The sequence below is a fragment of the Mesorhizobium sp. BR1-1-13 genome (assembly GCF_020165515.1).
Lineage (GTDB): Bacteria > Pseudomonadota > Alphaproteobacteria > Rhizobiales > Rhizobiaceae > Mesorhizobium.
Genome location: NZ_JAIUIH010000005.1, coordinates 385,551 through 407,938, shown reverse-complemented (window position 1 = coordinate 407,938; position 22,388 = coordinate 385,551). Strand labels below are relative to the sequence as shown.

General features: G+C 61.8%; 9 protein-coding genes and 1 pseudogene. 7 read left to right on the top strand and 3 right to left on the bottom strand.

Annotated elements, in window-relative coordinates:
• Nucleotides 1-9,263: beta strand repeat-containing protein (locus tag LB533_RS15395; protein ID WP_224677638.1), on the bottom strand; the 9,263-nt coding region annotated here is incomplete at its 3' end.
• 1,604 nt (nt 9,264-10,867) lie between these two features.
• Nucleotides 10,868-11,506 carry a hypothetical protein gene (locus LB533_RS15390; RefSeq protein WP_411970892.1) on the bottom strand — a complete coding sequence of 213 codons (639 nt, stop codon included), beginning with the start codon at nt 11,504-11,506 and terminating at the stop codon, nt 10,868-10,870.
• A 596-nt stretch (nt 11,507-12,102) separates the two neighbouring features.
• On the opposite strand from LB533_RS15390, the gene LB533_RS15385 reads away from it, so the two are divergent.
• Both LB533_RS15385 and LB533_RS15380 read left to right on the top strand, forming a co-directional pair.
• The gene (locus LB533_RS15385) at nt 12,103-12,420 is read left to right on the top strand and encodes a YMGG-like glycine zipper-containing protein (protein ID WP_140644158.1); all 318 of its coding nucleotides are present in this window, start codon (nt 12,103-12,105) and stop codon (nt 12,418-12,420) included.
• A gap of 81 nt (nt 12,421-12,501) precedes the next feature.
• Nucleotides 12,502-13,115 (top strand): annotated as a pseudogene (locus LB533_RS15380) (class I SAM-dependent methyltransferase).
• Nucleotides 13,116-14,827: 1,712 nt separating this feature from the next.
• Here the strand turns inward: LB533_RS15380 and tssH are convergent.
• Nucleotides 14,828-17,599 carry a type VI secretion system ATPase TssH gene (gene tssH / locus LB533_RS15375; protein ID WP_224677637.1) on the bottom strand — a complete coding sequence of 924 codons (2,772 nt, stop codon included), beginning with the start codon at nt 17,597-17,599 and terminating at the stop codon, nt 14,828-14,830.
• A 318-nt stretch (nt 17,600-17,917) separates the two neighbouring features.
• On the opposite strand from tssH, the gene tssA reads away from it, so the two are divergent.
• The 5 genes from tssA to tssE are packed head-to-tail and all read left to right on the top strand — an operon-like array spanning nt 17,918 to nt 22,388.
• Complete coding sequence (gene tssA / locus LB533_RS15370; protein WP_224677636.1) at nt 17,918-19,090, top strand: type VI secretion system protein TssA; 1,173 nt, start codon at nt 17,918-17,920, stop codon at nt 19,088-19,090.
• 6 nt (nt 19,091-19,096) lie between these two features.
• On the top strand, nt 19,097-19,636 hold the full coding sequence (gene tssB, locus LB533_RS15365) for a type VI secretion system contractile sheath small subunit (RefSeq protein WP_140640641.1): 540 nt from the start codon (nt 19,097-19,099) through the stop codon (nt 19,634-19,636).
• Between the two features lie 3 nt (nt 19,637-19,639).
• Entirely contained in the window at nt 19,640-21,145 is a 1,506-nt protein-coding gene (gene tssC, locus LB533_RS15360) for a type VI secretion system contractile sheath large subunit (RefSeq protein WP_140552898.1), read from the top strand.
• A 45-nt stretch (nt 21,146-21,190) separates the two neighbouring features.
• Complete coding sequence (locus LB533_RS15355) at nt 21,191-21,646, top strand: Hcp family type VI secretion system effector (RefSeq protein WP_140552897.1); 456 nt, start codon at nt 21,191-21,193, stop codon at nt 21,644-21,646.
• On the top strand, nt 21,633-22,388 hold the full coding sequence (gene tssE / locus LB533_RS15350; protein ID WP_224677655.1) for a type VI secretion system baseplate subunit TssE: 756 nt from the start codon (nt 21,633-21,635) through the stop codon (nt 22,386-22,388). The genes LB533_RS15355 and tssE overlap by 14 nt, the downstream gene beginning before the upstream one ends.

Here is a 22,388-nt window from a genome sequence, read left to right as displayed (position 1 = left end):
ACGGAGCCGACCGAAAGCCCGTTGTTGGTCAACGTGCCGCTGTAATCGAAGACGCGGTAGATGCCGGGACCGAAGGTGCCGCCCGACGGGACAGTCACATTGAGCGTGCCGTCGAGAACGAGATTGCCGCCGACTGTGGTGAGGTCGTTGAGGGCGCCGCCAGCAACGTTTGCCTGGCCGAAGCTGTAGTTCAGGATCGATCCGCCGGAGAGCGAGAGATCCCCGGCGATGGCCAGCGTGCCCGGCGTGCCGTCGGCCGATCCGGGCGAGAGCGTGGCGCCGTCGGCCACCGTGACGTTGCCGCCGATGGTGCCCTTGCCGCCAAGCGTGGCGCCGATCTCGACCGAGGTCGGCCCGGTCGCAGCGCTCTGGTCGCCGTCGACATAGAGGTCGCCCGCCGTCACGGTGGTCGCTCCGGCATAGGCGTTGGCGCCGGTCAGCGTCAGGGCCGCGCTGCCCGTCTTGGTGAAGCCGCCCACGCCGTCGATCAAACCATTGATGGTCAGGTCGCCAAGCGTCTCGAAGGTGCCGTTGCCGGCACCAAGCGTGGCGCCACGGGCGAGCGCGATCGCCATGGCGTTGCGCAGCGTGCCGCCGTCGAGGGTGAGGCTGCCGGACGCATCGCCGAGATTGGCATCGCTCGTGAACTGCAGCGTTCCCTGGTTGATGCGGGTACCGCCGGTGTAGGTGTTGGTGCCGGTGAGCACCAGCGTGCCGAGGTCGCTCTTGACCAGCTGCGAGCTGCCCTCAAGCACCGATGCGATGGTCGCGGTGTAACCAGCGCCCGGCAAGGTTCCGTCGCCGACGCGGATCGTCGCCTGCGGCCCGACCAGCTCGATGTTCTGGCCCTGGACCACATAGCCGCCGGTGGCGAACTGCATGCCTGACGCCTGCACCTGGCCGTTCGTGTTGTCGACGGTCACCGTACCGGCGGTGCCGGCGAAGATGGCGAAGCTGCCGTTGGAGAAGGCGGCATTGATGTCCCCGTCCGGCCCGGTCCAGTTGTCGTCGCCGGCCGACCGCCAGGTGCCGTTGCCGCCATCGACACCATCATTGCTCTTGGGGCCGGCATCGCCGTCCCAGAAGTTCAGCGTCATGGCGCTGATATCGACCAGGTTGACCTGGTTGGCGACCGAGGTCTGCACGACGTGGTTGGGCGAGCTCTCGGTGAGCCCGAGATCGGTCAGCGCGCCGTCATAGCTGATGATGCGGTAGAGGCCCGGCCCGAAATTGCCGCCGGGAGTCTCGGCTACATTGATGGTACCGTCGAGCGTCAGGTCGCCATGCACGATTGTGAGGTCGTTATAGGCGCCGCCGACCACGCCGGCCTGCCCGAAATTGTAGTTGAGCGTCGCATTGGCCGCGAGATCGAGATTGCCGTTGATCGTCAGCGTGCCCGGCGTGGCGCCGATATCGCCGGGGTTGAGCGCGCCATTGTCGAGCACGCTGACATCGCCGCCGATCGTGCCGACGCCGCCGAGTGCGCCGCCGGCCTCCACCGTGGTCGCCCCGGTCGCTGCCGACTGGTCGCCATCGATAATCAGCGTGCCCTCGCGCACGTTGGTCGCGCCGGCATAGCTGTTGTCGGCGGTGAGGATGGTGATGCCGCTGCCGATCTGGTCGAGGCCGCCGCTGCCGGAGATCAGCCCGGCAAAGCCGTAGCTGTCGTTGCGGTCGAAGGCGAGCGTGCCGTTGTCGACCACGTCGCCGGTGATGGAGCCGGTCGCGCCGCCGTTGCCGAGCTGCAAGGTGCCGCCCGCAATCGTGGTGCCGCCGGCATAGCTGTTGTCGGCGGTGAGCACCAGCGTGCCGGCGCCGTCCTTGGTCAGCGCGCCTGCCCCGCCGACCGCGCCGGTCAGCGTCAGTACCGTCGAAACGTCCGTGTCGAAGGTGCCGCCGCCGGCATTGAGCGTGGCGCTTCGTGCCGCGGTGAATGTGCCGGTCGTGTGCAGGGTGCCGTTGTCGAAGGTGAGCGCCCCGGCCGCATTGCCGAGATTGGCGTCGGCCGAGACCTCGATGGTGCCGCCGTCGATAAAGGTGCCGCCCTGGTAGCTGTTGGCGCCGGTCAGCACCAGCGTGCCGGCAGCCGTCTTGGTGAGCGTGCCGGCGCCGGCGACCGTGCCGGTCAGCGTCAGCGTCGTCAGGGCGTTCGTATAGAACGTGCCGCCGCCGGCGTTGAGCGTGACGTCGCGTGCCGCGGCGAAGGTGTCCGTCGTGTGCAGCGTGCCGTCGTCGAAGGTGAGTGCGCCGGCCGCGGCGCCTAGGCTGGCATTGCTGCCAACTTGCAGAGTGCCGCCGTCGACGAAGGTGCCGCCGCTGTAGCTGTTGGTGCCCGACAGCACCAGCGTGCCGAGATCGGTCTTCACCAGTTGGGTGGCGCCCGTCAGATTGGACGCGATCGTCGCGACATAGGCAGCGCCCGCCGACGTGCCGTCGCCGACGCGGATGACCGACTGCAGACCGGCTTGCGTGCTGTCGTCGACCAGCTCGATGCCGTTGCCCTGCACCACATAGCCGTCGGTGGCAAACTGCATGCCGGCGGCCTGCACTTGGCCGTTTGAGATGCTGTCAACGGTGACAGTGCCGGCGGTTCCCTGGAAAATGGCGAAGCTGGCATTGGCGAAGGGCGCGGCGAACAGGCCGGTCGAGTCCGTCCAGTTCTGGTCGCCAGCGGCGCGCCAGGTGCCGCTGCCGCCGTCAACCGCGCCGTTGGAATGCGGGCCGGCATCACCGTCCCAGAAGCTCAGCGCCAGACCCGCCGAATTGACCAGGTTGACCTGCTTGGCCACCGACGTCTGCACAAAATAGTCGGGGTCGGTGACGGTGAGTCCGTTATCGGTCAGCGTACCGTTATAGCTCATGACGCGGTAGACGCCGGGTCCGAAAGTGCCGCCCGGCGATTGCGTGATGTTGAGCGTGCCGTCGAGCGTCAGGTTGCCACCGACATCGATGAGGTCGTTGAACGCACCGCCGGGCACGCCCGCCTGGCCGAAATTGGCGTTGAGGTTGGAATTGCCGAGCGCGAGATTCCCGTTGATGGTCAGCATGCCCGGGATATTGCCGGCGCCGCCGGGCGCGAGCGTACCGCCGTCGGCGACCGTGACGCTGCCGCCGATGATGCCGGTGCCGCCGAGCGTGGCGCCGGTCGCGACATTGGTCTGGCCCGTAGCGGCCGACTGGTTGCCGTCGATGAGCAGCGTACCGGCATTGACGTTGGTGGCGCCGGTGTGGCTGTTGGTGCCGGTCAGCGTTGTCGTGCCGGTGCCGAGCTTGTTGACCGAACCCGTGCCGGAGATGAGGCCGCCGAAGGCATAGTTGCTGTTCAGGTTGAAGGCGAGCGTGCCGTTGTTCGTCACGGTCGGCGTCACCAGCGCGCCGGCGACCGCGCCGTTGCCGACCTCGAGCGTCCCCCCCGAAATCGTCGAGCCGCCGCTGTAGCTGTGATTGCCGGTCAGCGTCAGCGTGGCCGTGCCCTGCTTGTTGAGGCTCTCGAAGCCGCTGACATTGACACCGTCGAGCGTGCGGGCCGCATTGTTCTTGACCTGCAGCGTGTCGCCGGCTCCCGTCTCCCCGCCTGTGCCGGCGTTGACTGTTCCGGTGAGAATACCGCCGTCGTTGAGCGTCAGCACGTCGTTACCGGCACCGAGGTTGAGCACTCCGGCGCCGGTGTTCAACGTCCCGGTCAGATTGACGATGTCGCTGCCGCCGCCGAGATCGCCATTGCCGCGCAACGTACCGCCATTGGCGATGTTGATGGTGCTCGCCCCGGCATCGCCGGTTATTGCCACCGGTGTCGCCCCGGCCGCCTGGACAGTGCCGCTGACGTTCAGCGTCGAGCCGGCATTCATCGCGAGCGTCGGCGTCGTCAGCGTCTTGCCAGCGTCGACCTGCAGCGTGCCGGCATTCACCGTCGTGCCGCCGTTGCTTGTCAAGTTGCTGGCAAGCTCCAGCATGCCGACATCGACCCGCGTCGAGCCGCCGATGCTGCTGTCGGTCGCCGTGGTCAGCCTGGTCGTGCCGGTGCCGATCTGGGCGATGTTGCCGGCACCGCTCAGGTTGCCGGCGAAATTGAACGTGTCGCTGCGGTTGAACGACAATGTCGAGGTCGCCTTGTCGACGATGACATTGCCGGTGCCGGCATTGCCGGTCGTACCGCCATTGCCGATCATCAGGTTGCCGTCATTGATGACGGTGTTGCCGCTGTAGCTGTTGTTGCCCGTCAGCACCCAGGTGCCGGCATCGTTCTTGGCGAGCGTGGTCGCCCCGCCGGATCCATCGATGATGGTCCCGCCCATCGTGTTGAGGCCGGTGTTGGTGCCGCCCAACGCTAGCGTTCGCGCGCCATTTCCTGTGTAGGCTGCGGATCCTGTATCGCTGAAGACGATCGCGCCTGTGCCCGAAGACTCGATGGTGCTGACCCCGGTCGAGAGCGTGAACAAGCGGTCCGTCGTGTCACCGCTGCCGGTATAGCGCAACGTCGAACCGGTGCCGATTACGAGATTGGAGGCTGCCTTCGACGATTGGCCGATCGAACTTGCCTGCAGGCCATTCGCCAGCTTGTCGACGGCAAGCACGCCGCCGCCGATCGTCGTGGCACCAGTATAGGTGCTCGCCGCGTTCTTCAGCACCCAGGTGCCATTGCCAGTTTTGCTGAGCGAGGCCGTGCCGCCCGACGGATTGTCGATACGCGCCGATAGCGAATTGTTGCCTGTGTTGCTCCCAGTAAGGGTCAGCGTGCGGTCACCGGAGCCCGAGAGCGTTACCGGCACAGTGCTGGTGAAGCTCACCGCGCCCGTGCCCGACGCGTCGAGCGTGCCGCCGCTGGTGCCCAGCGTGAACTGACGATCCGTGCTGCTACCGGTGCCGGTATACCGCAGCGTGCCGCCGTTGAGCACGAGATTGCTCGCCGCCGAACCCGAGTCGCCGATCGAACTGGCCGAACCGCCATTGTTCAGGCAGGAGACTATAAGGATTCCGGCATTGACAGTCGTGCTGCCGTGATAGGTGTTATTGCAACCCGATAGTACCTGCGCTGCGGCGCCATTTTTGATCAGATTGCCGCTTCCGCTGATCACCCCGCCATAGTCGCGATTATTGCCGTTGGTGAATGTCAGTGTGGCTCCACCAAGCAACACATTGCCGCCGCTGAAGCCCGCACCGGAAAGGCCGAAAATACTCTGGTCATACCCGGCTAAATCCAACGTCGCAGTCACGGTGCTGAAGCCCGAGCCAAACGCATTCGTGGATCCGGCGCGCAACACGCCGGCGTCGACGACGGTGCCCCCGGTGAAATTATTGGAGCCGGACAGCACGAGCACGCCACTGTTGCTCTTGCGGAGCCTGCCGCCTCCGGTCACCGTTCCTTTGAACTCGAGCGTCGTGCCGCCGATGACGTCGATGTAGCTATCGCTGCTTGCGAGGGTAAAGCCGCGATCTATGCTGACGTTGCCGCCCGTATAGGCAAGCACGCCGCTGTTAGCGAGCACCAGATTGGACGAGGCGTTTGTGGACGCGCCGATCCCGCTGGCAAGGGTGCCATTGGCCAGGCAATCCACGCTCAAGGTGCCGCCGTTGATGGTGGTCGCCCCGGTGTAATTGTTGCCGCAGCCGGACAGGGTCTGGTTGCCGGGTCCCGACTTGGTCAGGCCGCCCGTGCCGCCTATGGCGCCCGAGAAGGCCGAGTTGAATCCGTGCGTGATCGTCAACGTGCCAGAGCCGAGCGACACAGCACCCGTCCCGGGAAGCCCGGCCACGCTGTTGCTGAAATTGTTCAGATCGAGCGTTGCGCCGGAATTCACCGTCGTGATAGCCGATCCGAACGCCTGGGTAGACCCTGCCCGCAGCACCCCGGCGTTGACGACAACATTGCCTGCGAAGTTGTTCGTGCCGGCGAGGACCAGCGTGCCGGCTCCGTTCTTGAAGAATCCTGCCGGGCCGGTGGCAGTTCCACTGAGCGTCAACGTGGAGGCAGCGTTGGTCACGCTGATCGTGCTGGTGTTTTGGAGCGTGTACCCCCTGTCGCTCGAAGCTGTGGCGCCGATGTAAGAAAGTTCACCGCCGTTCAGGACGAGATTGGCCGAGTCGTTGCTCGACGCACCGATGCTACTGGCCGCCCCGCCATTGGAGAGCGTACTGACAGCCAGAGTGCCGCCGCTGATGGTGGTCACACCTATATAGTTGTTGGAAGCGTTGGTGAGCGTCAACGTGCCGGTTCCGGTCTTGGTAAACCCAGCGTCGTCCGGGCTGGTTACCAGGCCGCTGAACGTGAGGTTTGAGCTTCCGTCGACCTGGATCGTTCGCGAAAGGCCACCGTTGACGAGCGTGAAGCCCCTGTCTGTCGTCGCGTTGCCGCCGGTGTAACGCAGCGTTCCGCCCTCGATCACGAGATTGGATGAGGCCGCCGACGACTGCCCGATATTGCTTGCCGTGCTCCCGGGGCCGATGTTGCTGACCACCAGCGTCCCATCGGTCAGCGTCGTCACGCCGGTGTAGGTGTTGTTGCCCGTCAGCACCACGGTCCCCGTTCCGCCCTTGGCGAAGCCGGTTGCGCCCCCATTGTTTACGATATTCGCAGCAATGGTGAAGGTGCCGCCACCATTCTGCTGGACGCCGAGTGTCCCGCCGCCCGGGCCGCCGGTCAGGAAGCCGGGGCCTTGGATCATCTGATTGCTGGTGCCCACGGAAGGAGCGACGATGATGGTTCCATCCACACCGAGCGTCTGGCCGGCAGCGATGGTGAAGAAATTGGGATTCGGGGTGGCGTCAGCCGTCGTGTAGCGGAGGCCGCCCAGCATGACACTGGTGCCGACAGTGCCAAAGAAACTGTCACCGTCGCCGTCGGCATCGCTGATGACCTGATCGGCAGTCCACAGGCCCGCGTCATCCTGGTTGGTATAGTCCGCAGCGTCGAAAGCGACGATCCCGCCGCTGACCACTTTGGCATAGTCCGAACCGTTGATGGTCGCCCACCCGCCGAGCGCACCGTCGGCGTTTGCCGTGGTGATCGCGCCGCTCGTCGGCAGGACGAAATTGACCAGCCCGCCGGTGCGGCTGATGGCGCCGAGGCTCAAGTTCACGCTGCCTGCCGAAGCTCCGGAATCGGTACGGATCGTATTGCTGCCTGAAGTGACAGTGAGACCCGCGAAGCTCTGGCTGTTGCCCTCACCCGCTGCGCCGATCACACGCAGGGTTCCGCCGCTCAAGGTTAGAGCCGAGGAGCCGGAGATGATATTGTTGTTTGGCGCGCCGGCAGGGCTGAAGTCGAGCGCGAGCGTTCCGCCCCCGACATTGGTTGCGCCGGTGTAGCTGTTGGCGCCCGAAAGCGTCAGCGTGCTGTTGCCGAGCTTGGTCAGGCCGCCTGTACCGATGATCTGCCCAGCGTAGCTGCTCGCACTGGCGCTGTTGACCGTCAGGGTGCCGGCGCCAAGATCCACCGTTCCGCCAGTGCCGTTCAGCGTCGGCGTCGTCAAATTGAAGTCGTTGAGGTCGAGCGTGCCGCCGTTGACCGTCACGCCGCTCGTTGTGCCGAATGCCGAGGCGCTCCCCATCTGCAGGGTTCCGCCGTTGACGATGACCTTGCCTGTCCGCGTGTTGGCGCCGCTCAACTGCCATGTGGTGCTACCGTTGCTGGCAAGGTCACCCGACCCGGAGATGACCCCCGAGATCGTGTTTATACCGGAGTAGTTACCGCCGAGAGTGAGCGTGTCCGCGGTGGCATTGGCGGTGAATGACAGAGGCCCGCCAAGCGCCAGCCCGCCCGATCCGCTATTGCTGATGGCTGCGGACCCATCGATGGTCCAGCTACGATTGCTGCTGGATCCGACGCCGGTGTAATTCGCCGTGCCGAGATTCAGGAGGCTGATCGTCGACCCGGTGCCGAACGAGCCCGCAGTCCCGGTGTCAGTCAGCACGGAAGCATTGATAATGCCACCCTGAATGGTTGTGGTGCCGCTATAGGTGTTGGCGGTGCCGAGAGTGACGCTGAAAGGGCCGGTTCCGGTCAGGCTGACTCCTGGGGTTCCGCTGATGACTCCAAGCAGCGCGAGATTGGCCGTGTCGGCGGTAAAGGCCGCCGAACTGGCAGTGGTCGTCATCGAGATGCCGCCCGTCAGGGTCAGCGTTCCCGTACCAGAGTTGATCAACTGGGCCTGGGCAGCACCGCTGAAGATCCAATTGCGATCAGAGCTGTCGCCGTCTCCGATATATCTGAGATTGTCTGTACTAGGTGCATTTCCTTGAATTGTGATTGTGCCATTCGCTACGCTGGTCGGCGCGCCCAGCGAACTTGCCCCACCCCCGACGTTACCGATCGATGTGAACCGATAGTCGGCTGTCCCGGCGACGCCGTTGAAAAACGTCGTCCCAGTGTAGTCGCTGCTGTCGTTCGTCAGGTAGTTGGTAGCCGAATTAAGAGTTAGATTGCCCCCGCCCGTATAGCGAGCCCCCCCGGTTCCGGGCCCTTGGATAAGCAGCCCCACGCCGCTATTGATGGTAACCGTGCGGCTGGTCGTCCCGCTGTCGATTTGGAGCCGGCTTCCAGAGGTAACGGTGATGTTGTTGCTCAGGTCGCCAAGCGCAGCGTTGTCGTCAGCTTCCAGCACGCCGCCGTTTAGCGTAATGCCTCCGCTAAAGGTGTTATTGCCGGTCAAGATCAGATTGGCGCCGCCGCTTTTCGTCAGGCCGGCCGTACCAGCGATCACCGAATTGATTGTCGTCGCTCCGACGGCTGCGTTGATCGTCGGCGTCGCGCCGCCCAGGGTCAACGTGCCGCCGTTAAGCGTGTAGCCGCCGACATTGAAGGTGAGCCCTCCTGCCGTGATCGGAGCGCCGATCGTAACGATCGCCGCCGTGCCGGCGAAGACGGCATTGTCGAACGCGGCGTTGTCCCAGACGACCATGGGACCCGCTTGCGTCTGGTTGTTCCACAAGGCCGTCGTCGTGTTCCAGGTCTCGGCGCCTCCGAGCCCGACGGTGGTGCCGTTGACATCCCAGTAGCGGTCGGTAGCGCCTGCCGGGGTTGCGACAAGGCCGGCGAGAAGCGCCGCCGCCAACAGGCCGCCTGAAGCGGATTTCTCGACCGCGGACACGAGATGCGCCAGATTTGGCGCGAAGCTCGCCGCTTCGCCCTTCCATTTCGTCATGCGGCCGCCACGCAGAAGGTGCGAAAATGCGGCCGCCGGCCGACCGCCCGGCGCTTCGCTTTCCCGTTCATTTTTCGACTGGCGCTGGGTTCCGCTTGCCTGGTGCCTGGTCGTCTGCTGCATGGTCAACCGCCCCCGATGGCCTCGCGGTCAGAACGGGCTCCATTCGAGAATTATGTTTGCTGACTCGCCATCAACAGGACGACATTCCGTCCGGATGGGGCAAGTATTGAGCGATGATAGAACGGGAGTTGCCGCGGGACTGTTGTCCCGCTCGAACGGCAGATTCATCCTGTCGCATGAGCCTCCCCGATTCACTGCTTAGCCTAGGGTTACCCCAAAGAAACTAAATATCAATGAAAAAACCATCGGACAGCGGTGTGTTTAGTTAGCGTATTCATAACGCCACAGCTCGACCTTTAGCTGAGACTCATGCTTCCCTGATCTAACATTAGCCAGAGCTGCTACAACCGAATGCCGGCCGATGCTTTTCAAGCTGAACCGATTTGCCCGCGTTGAATATTTTGCATAGCTAATGTACTTGGCGCCGCCGCTTGCCTCCAGTACGTCCATTTGGCGAAGCGACACGTTCAGAAAAGGTGCAGCACAGGGGTTGCCTCTCTGGCGTTCGGCGACATATTCGGACGGGCCTGCCACTCGGTTCGTAACGGGCATGCGAGCCATAAGACCTCGCTACAGGAAGGCTGAATGCACCATTCCGATAGCCTTGATTGGTATGTGTCACTACGCGTCCGATCTTTGAAAAAGTGAGCTCAAAGGATTGGACAGATGAAGGGTCGGGGCTGGATCAGGAAACAGCGAATTGTCGATGCCCAAGAGGTCAGGGAACATATCGCCCGGCTTGAACAAGAGCTGATTGCAGCGCGCGCTCCCAACAAGCGCGCAAAGTTGCACGACATCGGCCATCAATTACAAACGCTGAAATCGCGGTTGGAGCGGCTCGAACGCTGCATATCTGGTCTAAAGTGCGGGGCAATCAGGAAGCGGAAGATCACTGCTACCGTCGCGAGCAGCTTTGGGTGGCGATCGTGCCGCCCGCACTTCCATTCCGTACGACAGCAGGGACGAAGTCACCTGCGATCCAAATTGAAACCCAGTCCGGCTTGGCTCGAAGTATATGATGGCGGACAGGATCGCTGGCCACGCTCTCAGCGCCACTCCTGAATGGCGATATCGCGGCGCGAGGCTCGACGACTGCTGCCGCTAGGTCCGGTCTGTCAGCAAATTGCGGTAACCCGGTTCGTGGCGCAACCACGACCTCCAGTGCAATCGCAGACGGCGTCTGCTTAGAACGCGACGAAGCCGAAAGCTATGGCCGGCATTGGGCGCAAAGCTGCCTTTCGCGTCCTGGATAACTTTCGGGTCAAACCCTCCCGTTCCCTACCGGTCTTTGCAGCACCGAGACAGGCCGATCACGCCCGACACTGTAGCAAATATCGCATGCTCCCCAGGTGGGGGGAAAGGCGGTAGCGCTCTCCCGACTCGAACCCCCGATGGCGAGCGAACCTTTCCAATGATCAAGTTTGACCCGAAGTGTGATCAGACGTCCCAATCTCTTGAACACGCAGCTTCATTCGACTGGAGGAGCACGACACAAAGTTCGAAGCTTCCAGGAACCCCAGTCAAACTGGATGTTCTGTAAACAATTTCGTCCTGGTGGCGTGGCTCGACGCCGCTGCACCTGACACGGCCTTGCGGGTAGCCAGTTAGCGTAAGAGCCCATCGCTATCGAAGTCTTCCCATCCGCGTAACTTGGGGCGGGTCGCCTCATCGCGGCTGTTGTCGGTTTCATTTGCGACCCCGCGGCCCCTCTTTTGCGTGCGCTTCAGGGCCGACTTTGCGGCGGCCCGTCGCCGGTTCTCGGCGGCCGTGGCCGCGTGTTCTTCGCGCCAGACGGTGACCAGGTCGCGATCGAGCACATCTTCGATCTGGCGTGGATCGAACACGTGAAAGGTGATCTTCCTTGCGCGGCCACGAAGTTTGACCGTCCTGGTCCCGGTGCTCTGCAAGCGACCGTCCTTCAGCCAGCGGTGCCGCTCGCCGGAGGAGATCGCCAGGATGTCCTCGACCTCGCGAGGGATTACCGGCAGGTCTTCGATAGCCTGCATGGCTTTGGACACAATCGCCGCTGCCGCTCCAACATCGGCATCCGTGCCCTCCGGCAGGCGCAGGGTGAGGACGCGGGATTCGATATGGAGCAACTTTTTCATGGGCACCGGAAGGCGGGCGCGGATCTCGAGAAAAATACCCCTCGCCCGTACTGACGATCCAAGCGTTGCAGCCGCAGACAACGGCCACTCTGCCATTGATTTTGAAGTCGGGGCGATTTTTCGGCGCTCACGCATGCCAGCTAAATAGGATTCTTTCAAATTAGCTTCTAGGCGGAAGCAACTTCATGCAGTTGAGCAATGCCGGGCCATCCTCAGCGTTCTCCGCCTTGGCGCCATGTATGTTGGAGATGATGAAATCGAGGACTCCAGGACCGATTGGAACTGCGCTAACCGCTCTGGAAAATTCTAAGCCGGGTACTTCATCACCCGCACGTTCCTCATGATCCTGTCCAGGTAGCCCCTGGCCGCGACGAGTTCGAGATTCCAGACGCCACTGAGTGCCGCGGCAGTCTTATACTCGCCGCACACGTCGGCTAGCTCGGCTTCCATAGCCGCCATCTCCATGGGATCTATGCCAACGAACTGCTGCCGCGGCGTCGAAGGATCGGCAAGTTGTGAAGTGTGCTGGTACCGTTGAGGATCAGCTGAACGCCTGGTGGTTACACTCGCGAAGAGGATCTTTCCCGTTTGGCAACCAAGGCGTTCAACGGCTGGGAAACCCTGATTCATTTCGTGAGGGCTCTGCTGCCGTTCCGCCGCAATGCGGCCGCATTCCGGGGCTTGTTCGCCCCAGCCTGTCTGTCACCCGGGGCTTCAGAGGAGTTCGAGTGATGTTTATCAAAAAGGCCATACTCGCGGTGCTGATGACCGCGGCGCTCGCCGGATGCGAGACGCAAACCGAAGGCCAGCAGCGGGCCACTACCGGCGCATTGGTCGGCGGCGCCGGCGGCGCGCTCGTTGGCCAGGCGATTGGCGGAAACACCAAGAGCACGGTGATCGGCGCGGCCAGCGGTGCACTGCTCGGTGCCGTGGTCGGCTCAGCCACCACGCCGCAGCGCCGCGGCGAGCAGCTCTGCCGCTACCAGGATCGCTCCGGCCGCATTTATACGGCGCCCTGCGACGACCGCTACTACAACGGTAATTATTGATTGAGCTGCTCCCTCTCGCTGTCATTCTTTTGTACGATTTGCGCGATAGGGAGATTCTCAGCGGGCAGGAGGAGGTCGAGTATGACAAGCCTTGCCGATGCTCTGAGGAACCGAAGCCGACATGCCGTAAAGCGGCTGCTTCGCTACGACAGCCGCAACTGGCTGCGCATCCGTCAGATCGAAGCTTTCAACATGTTCCTTGAAGAGGCCAACCGCAAGTCGCGGGACGTGATCGAGATTTCGCCGGGCTGGAACCGCTACTGGCGGGCGCTCTGCCCCAATTATCGCTCCGTCGACTTTCCGGACTTCGATATCTGCAAGGACCGCACACAAGAACAATATTCCATCGTCATCGCCGACCAGGTGCTGGAGCACGTGTAGCGCCCGATGACGGCCGCCGCCAACATCCGCGCCATGACCAAGCCCGGCGGCTGGGCGATGGTGGCCACGCCCTTCCTCTTCCGGGCGCATGCACCCCCCACGACTATAACCGCTGGACACCGGCGGGGCTGAGACAGTTGATGATTGAAGGCGGTTTCGCCGAAGATGATGTTCAGGCGTTCGGCTGGGGCAATAAGGCATGCGCCAAAGCCCATATCGGCGGCCCGGTACGGGCGTAGGAACTGTGGCGCGACCTCAGCAACGATGAGGAGTACCCGCTGATGGTTTGGGCGTTCGCCAAAAAACGGGGGTGATGACAAGCCTTGCCGGCGAGCTGAAACTCCTTGCCAAAGAGTGGGTGACGCACTGCGCTACGGCGCATTTCGCATGGCGCGCGACGTCTGTACCGGTGAGAGGTCACGATTTACCAGCGCACACTGAATCCGAGCTTGGCCCCTACTGTGTTGCTCTCGGCGAATTGTCGACGCTGAGGGCTGCTAAATCGCCGTCAAGATCGACCCCATAGACGGCGCGTTTGGCGCCGGTGCGGCGCAGGTACTGGCATCGTAGCCGTCGGCGTGTGCGCTGCTTCCGTCAGTGCCTTTGGGTCGGGGCTGCTAGGGCACCGACCACGTTGAAAATCCCAGCCCTCGCCGGGGTTTTCGTTTCAGTCATCTACCTCCAATTGCCCACCGGATCGCTCTTTCGGGTGACTTTCTTAAAGGAGTGAACCCCTTCAAGAATCTGGTATCTTAAAACCGGAGCAGGGAAGAGATGGGCAGCGATTTCGAGGCCGCACGAAGACACCTGAAGAGCGCGCGCAAATGCCTTCAAGAGGATGACGAAGTCAGCCAAGAAACGGCTTAGAGACTTGATCCGATGATCATAACCCTGGCGGCGGCCGAATGCTCTTCGTTTGGCTTCCTCCTCCCTTTCGGCCGATCGGAGCACGCGGGCTCACCGGACGCACGTCGAAGGGCACGACGCAGTCTTCGTCATTCCAGGAGCTGTTCGCCAGGCCCGACCGAGATCTAGCAAGAACCGCAATGGGAGTAGTTGAGTAGCTGCTAGACCTCTTATTCCGCGCCGAAGCACTGGCAGGTCAAACCTTCGTATTGCCGTTGACCATTCGCGCTCTCACCGAGGTTGTAAAGGGCGGATTTGAAGGGCTGCGGCGCGCCGAAGACGTCGAGGCTGCAATGCAGTCACTGGCCCGCTGGCGCGAGGGCAACCTGCCCGACCACATTGTGCGCGTCTCGGCCAGGCCATGGACCTCGGCGTTCGTCTCCACCCATATCGGCGAGATCTGGACGGTCGGTGACAGCCATCACCGTCCGGGTCGGCATCGGACGCCGTGCTGCCTACATGGGCATCCGCAGCCAGCGTCCGACCGAGCAGTGTAACGGCGATCCCGCGGCCGGTTCGTGCGCTCAGGCCGGACTGATGCGAGCGCTCTGGGCCTGGGCATTCATAGACCAAGCGTGCTTGTGGTAGTTGTGGTACAGGTATGACGCTTTCTTTTTCACGGAGATTGCGATGAGGCAGAGAACGATCGAAAGCGGGCTAAGTCCGCCAATGCAGCAGGCCATTCCGATAATTCGACGTGTTTTTAAGCAATACGCGCCGAGGCACCTGGAACTTGAGCTCACCGCTGGAAAGGAGTGGTATAATCACTCTCGTTGGTCCCTTCATCATTCCGGTAACGCAATCGATATTAGGACAAGAAAGCTGGCGGATCGTGGGACAGGTATATTGTCAATCCTTTTGGGGCACTTCTTACAGCAGGAACTTAATTCTGAGCTTGGCAAGGCAAAGTATTTAGTCCTCGTGAACGACCAAGGGCCTATGTTTCCGCATATTCACATTCAGTATAATCCCGGGGCTAGGATGAGCACACCCGGGGACTACGATGGAAAGCGACAAAGCAAGACGGTCTAGTCGCCTCGTCGAAGAAAAGAACTCCTTTGCGAGCGCCATGCCAATCTGTGGCGAGAGATGGTCCAATGCGCAAACCATAATCCAGTCATTATTCGAAAGAATATGTAAAGCCGCCCTCGGAGGCTCCGACCGTCACCTTCGTCATCTTCTCACCCTCCAGCGACCGGTTGAGCACGCCGCGGCTTAATTCCGGCAGAAGTGTGTTGGTTAAGATGGTATCGATCATCCGCCCGCCGGATTCGATCTCCGTGCACCGTGCCCTGACCAGATCGATGACACCGTCGCTGATCACCAGTTCCGCGTCACTGGTTGCACGCAACCGGCGGGCGATCTTGGCGAACTGATGACGAGTGATCGTCTCGATCATCGAATCAGACAGCGGGTAGTAAGGAATGGTCACCACCCGTCCAAGAAACGCCGCAGGAAAAACCTTCAGCAAAGGCGCGCGCAAGGCCTTATCCAGATCGTCTAGTCCGGCCCGAACCGTGCCGTTCCTCGTCCGGTCCATGATGACTTCAGAGCCGACGTTCGAGGTGAGCAGGATCAACGTGTTCTTGAAGTCGATGCGCCGCCCTTCGCTGTCGTCCATCATGCCCTTGTCAAAAACCTGGAAGAAGATCTCGTGGACGTCGGGATGCGCCTTCTCGACCTCGTCCAGCAGGATCACCGAATAGGGCTTGCGTCGAACAGCCTCTGTCAGGATACCGCCCTTACCATATCCGACGTAGCCGGGCGGCGCACCCTTCAGGGTCGAGACAGTATGCGCCTCCTGGAACTCCGACATGTTGATCGAAATCAGGTTCTGCTCGCCACCATAAAGCGTCTCCGCCAGGGCCAGTGCCGTTTCGGTCTTGCCGACACCAGAGGGGCCACAAAGAAGGAACACGCCCACCGGCTTTTCCGGCGCGCCAAGCCCGGCGCGGCTGGTCTGTACACGCTTGGCAATCATCTCCATGGCATGATCTTGGCCGACGACGCGCTCGCACAGAGTGACGGCCAGCCGCAGGGCTTTTTCGGTCTGGCTCGACAGCATCCGGCCGGTGGGGATGCCAGTCCAGTCTTGGACCACCGCAGCCACGGCATTGCGGTCAACCGATGGCAGGATCAGCGGCGCCTCGCCTTGTGCCTCCGCAAGTTCGGCCATGAGTTCGCGCAGACGGGCAAGATCGGCGACCGGATGTGGAGGTTGCTCGGCAACAGCCGGCATTTCGAGCTTTGTCCTGGATACCTTGTCTTTGATCATTTCGGTCTCAGACAGCCCAGCCTCAAAGGCGTCGGCATCTGCTGTTTCGGACTCCGGCGTTTCTGCCGCATCGAGCGGCATACCATCGCCCCGTATCCGGGCACGCAATTCGAGTATCTCGGCAACCAGGACTTTTTCTCGATCCCAACGTTGTTGCGCAGCGATCAGTGTGACCTCTGTTTCGTCAAGTCCGGTTTCGACCCGTGCCTGCCGCTCGGTGACGTCGATGCCGATCGCCGCCTCGCGATCGATGATACCGTGCTCGACCTCCAGCGCTTGGCGACGCCGCATGATGTCCTCGACCTCGGCCGGTGTGGCATGCTGCGATATGGCGACCCTGGCGCTAGCGGTGTCGAGAAGGCTTACCGCCTTGTCCGGCAATTGCCGCGCCGGGATATAGCGGTGTGACAGGCCGACTGCCGCCTCGATGGCCTCATCCAGTATCTGGACCTGGTGGTGTTGTTCGAGAACGCCGGCCACCCCGCGCAACATGAGAACGGCCACAGCCTCCGAGGGCTCGTCGATCTTTACCACCTGGAAACGGCGGGTCAGCGCGGGGTCTTTTTCTATGTGCTGCTTGTATTCAGCCCAGGTCGTTGCTGCGATGGTGCGCAATTCACCGCGTGCCAGCGCCGGCTTCAGAAGATTGGCCGCGTCGCCGGTTCCAGCAGCGCCGCCTGCGCCGATCAAGGTGTGGGCCTCATCGATAAAAAGTATAACCGGCGTTTCGGACGACTGCACCTCGTCGATCACAGCCTTCAGCCGTTTTTCGAACTCACCCTTTAGGCTTGCCCCGGCCTGCATCAATCCGATGTCGAGCATGCGCACGCTGACGCCCTTTAGCATAGGCGGCACATCGCCCTGGGCAATACGCAACGCGAAGCCCTCGACGACCGCAGTCTTGCCGACCCCGGCTTCGCCCGTCAGGATAGGGTTGTTTTGCCGCCGTCGCATGAGGATATCAACGATCTGCCGGATCTCCGGGTCGCGGCCAACGACAGGATCGATTTGGCCGTCGCGGGCACGCTGGGTCAGGTCGGTCGCATATTTCGCCAGCGCCGCATCGCCGCCGGCTACGCGCCGTGGCGCGTGTGGTGCGGAGGTCAGGGTCGAGGTGCCAGCTTCGAGTGAGCCCTCCATGACATCGGCGAACCGCGCGATCACCGCGTCGGCGTCGATCTTGTCGAATGCGCCGCTGATCTTCGACAGCAGGCCTTCTAGCACCGGCGTCTTCAGGCAAGCGAGCAGAATATGCGCGCTGCGGACTTCCTCGACGTTGAACTCAAGCGTCGCCAGGTTCCAGGCCTCCTGGATGGCATGAAAGATGTGGTCGGAGAATTCCTCGATCGATGTGGCGCCGTAGGGCAGCTTGTCCACGGCGCGGGTCATATCGGCCGTGAGCCGGCTGACATCCACTCCCGCATCGGCGATGATCATTTGCACGTCCGAGCGATCGGAAAGCACCAGTTGCTCGATGAAGTGGACGAGTTCGACGTAAGGATTGCCGCGCAGCTTGGCGGTGTCCGCAGCTGCCTTGAAGGCACGCACCCCGACAGGATTGAGCTTGCCGACCAGTTCCTTACGCTTGAAGCTCTGTGACGACCGGCGCTGTTCCATCGAACGTGCTCCTGCAATCTGCCAATGGATACCCTGCCACATAAGCCGCCACTTGACAAAGCGCCCGATGGATGCGGGCGCGCCAGTGGTTCGGTGCGTAAGCCTTTGGAAGCTCGAACCACTGGCGGCAGACGAATTCGTGCATCCATGGGGGCATTTTACCGACTGTGTTGGGCAGTCTCGCCAAGCCCTCCACATCGCGAACACGCGGTTGGTCAGCTTTCGTTAATTTTTAAGCGGCGGCTTAATTGGCGTACGGCACGTCAGTGTGGTAACGTTGGGTTAGGTGCCGTTGAGGGCCGGTCGCTGGGGGTCTGTGTGATTGATGTCGCACTTTGGCTTACTCCGCTCGACGGTGAAAATCCGTCAGGGGAAGATTTGCGCAACGATCCGGCCTTCCATGAGCTGGAACGCCTGACGGAGCAGCAGAAAAAGGTCGAGTTCCGGGGCAGCAAAAACACGGAAGTCGACATTCCGATCGACTGGCCCGCCGTGCTCACAAAGGCCGAAGAGCTGCGCCCACACGGCCGGGATTTGCGCCTTCTCGTCATTGTCACGCGTGCTCTGGCCAACGAGTACCGGCTGGCCGGTCTAGCTGACGGCCTGACCCTCATAGCGCAAACCTTCGATCAGCATTGGGCGACCATGCATCCGGCCTTGCGACCGGGCGCCACGCCGCGCGACGCTGCATTGCGCCGCATCAACGCGCTTACTGATCTTCAGAACAGCCAGAATGGCATGCTCAAAGATTTGCGGAAAATGACCTTCTTTGCGCCGCGTTCCATCGGGTCTGTCCTGGGCGAGGATCTGGAGAAGGGTTCGCTCGACGAGCGGGTCATGCTTCAGGAGGCTGCATCGGGACTGAACACGGCAGAAAAGGCGAAACTCGCAAGCGAGCACGGGCAGTTGGTCAACCGGGTGCGCAGCGCGTGCGCGGCGCAGATCGAACAGGCCGCGGCAGAAATGATGTCGCTCCTCGCCGACGCCCGCGCCGCGATCGCCGGCCTCGATGCAGTCGACAGCGCCCTCAACGCCCGCCTTGGAGGCGGTGGCGCTAGCGTTCCGGAATTAAAGCGGTTTCTGCAACGTTTGCTGACGACTCTCGAACGGAATTCGGCAGCCGCCGCCGCGGGGAATGGCGCGGCCAAACCGGTGCAAGCGCCCGCAGAACCGGCAACAGCTGTTCGCAACGGTTATGGAGCCGACACGATGGCAAGCGTGGCAGGCAACGCAGAGTCCGTCAGCGGCGGCCTGCCCGACCGGATCTCGTCGCGCGATGACGTCGTCAAATGCCTCGACCTCGTGGTCGCCTTCTATGACCGCACCGAACCGTCCAGCCCGATCCCGCATCTGGCGCGGCGCGTGCGCCGAATGGTGCATATGGATTTCGTTGAACTGATGGAAGATCTCGCCCCTTCGGGGCTGAAGGAATTCCGGCTTCTTGCCGGCGTTCCAGACGTCAAGAAGACGGCCCAGAAGGATGAAAGGTAACAACACATGCCAGCTGAAAGCAAATCCAAGGTCATCGAACGAAATCGTGCGCCGCGCGTGCAGATCTCCTATGACGTGGAAACCTATGGCAGTCCGACAACGATCGAACTGCCGTTTGTCATGGGCGTGATGGCCGACCTTTCCGGCGCTTCGCAAACCAAGGAAGCGTCAAAGTCGGTGCTGGACCGCTCCTTTGTCGAGACCGACGCGAACCGCTTCCCCAAGTTCATGGAGGCGCTCGGGCCTCGGGTCAAAGCCCGGGTGAAGAACACGCTGCCGCAGGCCGAAGGCCAGGAGCGCGACGAGGAACTGGCGCTCGATCTCACCTTTACCAGAATGGGCGATTTCGCCCCCGACAAGATCGCCGAGCAGGTTCCGCAACTGGCCGAGATCCTCAAGATGCGTCGTCAACTCGAGGAATTGCTGGGCTTCATGGATGGCCGCGTCGATGCCGAAAAGCGCATTGCGCAGCTGCTGAACAACGAGCCGCTTCTTGGCAAGATCGCCGGCCAGGCGCTGGCCGACGACGACAAGACGGGAGAATAGATCATGGCTGAACAGCAAAAAACCGCCGACGTCGCCGCCGAGGCCGAAGCCATAGACCTTGGAGAATTCAGCGGGCTCCTCGAGAAGGATTTCAAGGTCAAGAAGGACGACAGCGAGAAGCTGCAGCAACTCGTGCGCAATCTCGCGCTCGCGGCGCAGTCGCGTTCCGAAACCACGACCATTTCGTCCAATGCCATCAAGTCGATTAAATCGCTGATCGCCGGCATCGACAAGGTGCTGACGACACAGGTCAACGAGATCCTGCACGCGCCGGAAGTGCGCGAGATGGAAGGCACTTGGCGTGGCCTCTGGTATCTTATCAACAACACCGAGACGGATCAGAAGCTGAAAATTCGGGTGATGAACATTTCCAAGGAGCAACTGGCCGACACGCTCGAAGACTATGAGGGTCAGATGTGGGATCAGAGCCCGATCTTCAAGAAAGTCTACACAGACGAGTATTCGATGCTTGGCGGCGAGCCGATCGGCTGTGTGATCGGTGCCTATGAATTCTCCAACCACCCGCGCGACGTGGGTCTGCTGCGCAATATCTCCGGCATCTGTGCTTCGGCGCACACGCCGTTTATCGCGGCTGCCTCGCCGCGCCTGTTCCGTATGGACAGTTGGCAAGAATTGCCGAACCCGCAAGACCTGCAGCAGATCGTCTCCAACGCGGCCTATGCCTCGTGGCAGTCACTGCGCGAAAGTGAGGATGCCCGCTACATCGGCCTGACCATGCCCCGCGTCCTGGCACGGCTGCCCTACGGCACCGAGACCGTTCCGGTAAAGGGTTTCACATTCGAGGAAGAGGTGCACGGCGACCACAACAAATATGTCTGGATGAACGCCGCCTTCCCGATGGGCGTCAACATCAACCGCAGCCACAAGTTGTTTGGCTGGGGTACCCAGATCCGCGGGGTCGAGAATGGCGGCACCGTCCTCAACCTGCCGGTGCATAGCTTCCCCACCGATGATGGGTCAGTAGCGATGAAATGCCCGACCGAAGTCGCCATCGATGACCGGCGTGAGGCGGAGCTTGCCAAGCTTGGCCTAATGCCGATCCTGCATCGAAAGAATACCGATCTAGCGGCCTTCATCGGCGCGCACTCGCTACAGGACGACGAAACACGGGCGGGGCGGCTGGTCGACCCCGATGCGCAGGCCAATGAGCGCCTGAGCGCCAATCTGCCCTATCTGTTCCCGGTTTCACGCTTTGCGCACTATCTCAAGGCGATTGCGCGCGACAAGGTCGGCTCGTTCAAGGAGCGCTCCGACATGCAGATATGGCTGACGGAATGGATCAACCGCTACGTGTTGGCCAACCCGGCCTTCGCAGACGACAAGGCGCGCGCCAAGCGTCCGCTTGCTGCCGCGGAGGTTACAGTGAACAGCGTGGAGGGGCGGCCGGGCTACTACAATGCCACCTTCGCTTTGCGCCCGCATTACCAGTTAGAGGGCATCAACGCCTCGCTGCGGCTGGTGTCGGAACTGCCCTCCGTTAAGACTTGATCTGCAGCAACAACATCTTGGTTTTGAAAGTGGTGGAGAGAGACAATGCCAGTGAAGATTGACGGTTTTCTGAAGGTTCCCGACATCAAAGGCCCCAGCACCCGCGATGGGCACGACGACGAGATCGAAATCCATGGCGTCGACTACAAGATGGTCGCACCCTATGACCCGAATTCGCTCTCACGTCGAGGCCGCGTGTCCATGGGCATGATCAAGTTCATCAAACACTACGACAAATCCTCGCCCTATCTGAAAAAGGCTTTGTTCGAGAACAAGGCCCTCGACGAAGTGGTGTTCTCGGCACGCAGGACAATCGATGGCGAGACCAAGGATTACCTGGTCGTTACCCTCACCGATGCTTCGATCATGGAATACGACATGTCGCAGGCCGAGGATGAGGAAGACCTGATCGAGGAAGCTGTCAGCTTCGCCTATAAGAAAATCAAGTTCGTCTATGACGGCAATGATGAAGCCGAAATGGATGTCTATGTCGGCAAGTGAGGGACGGCGGCCAGGCACGGGCAGGCAGCAGCTCACGGGCAGCTTGCGAGCAAAAAGCGAGGCCGTCCAGCCGTCGCTTTGGGATCGCCTCGTCAATGACCTGCCAGGCCTGACCTCGGAGATAGACGGGCTGCGCCAAGTCTTGCGGGACGAGCTTGGCGCGGACCGTTTCGATAGCCTCGTTGCCGGCAGTGCACGGACCATCGATGCGGATGCGGAACTGACAGCGGACCAGAAACGCCGTCTGCATCGATTTGCCTTTCAGACCCAGCACCGCGTCGAGATCGAAGGCCGTCGCGTGGTGGTATCAGCCCGTGTGCTCAGGGAAGCGGTGCGGCGTGACATCGAGGCGCTCTTCAACACCGAGCGATTCGAGGCCACACCGCTTCTGTCCGATTTGGAAAATGAACAAGTGTCGGACAAGCCACCTTCGCTTGCCGACTTTCCGGAGGTGCGCCGAAGCGTGGTCAATTACGGCGTGCCCTCCTTTTCGGGCCGGTCGTCGCGCGACTTTGACCGCGATGTGCTGGCGCGTGAGATCCGCGCGGTACTCGCCACTTTCGAGCCGCGCCTCAAGGATAGGGAGACAAAGGTCACGGTCACCCTTGGCGACAAGACCATGGGCCTGAAGATCGAGATTGACGGTGTGCTGATCATGACGCCGGCGCCGGAACGCATGCGCCTGCGCACCACGATTAATCTTGATAACGGCTTGGCGCGGACCGAAATCAGGGACGCCTGA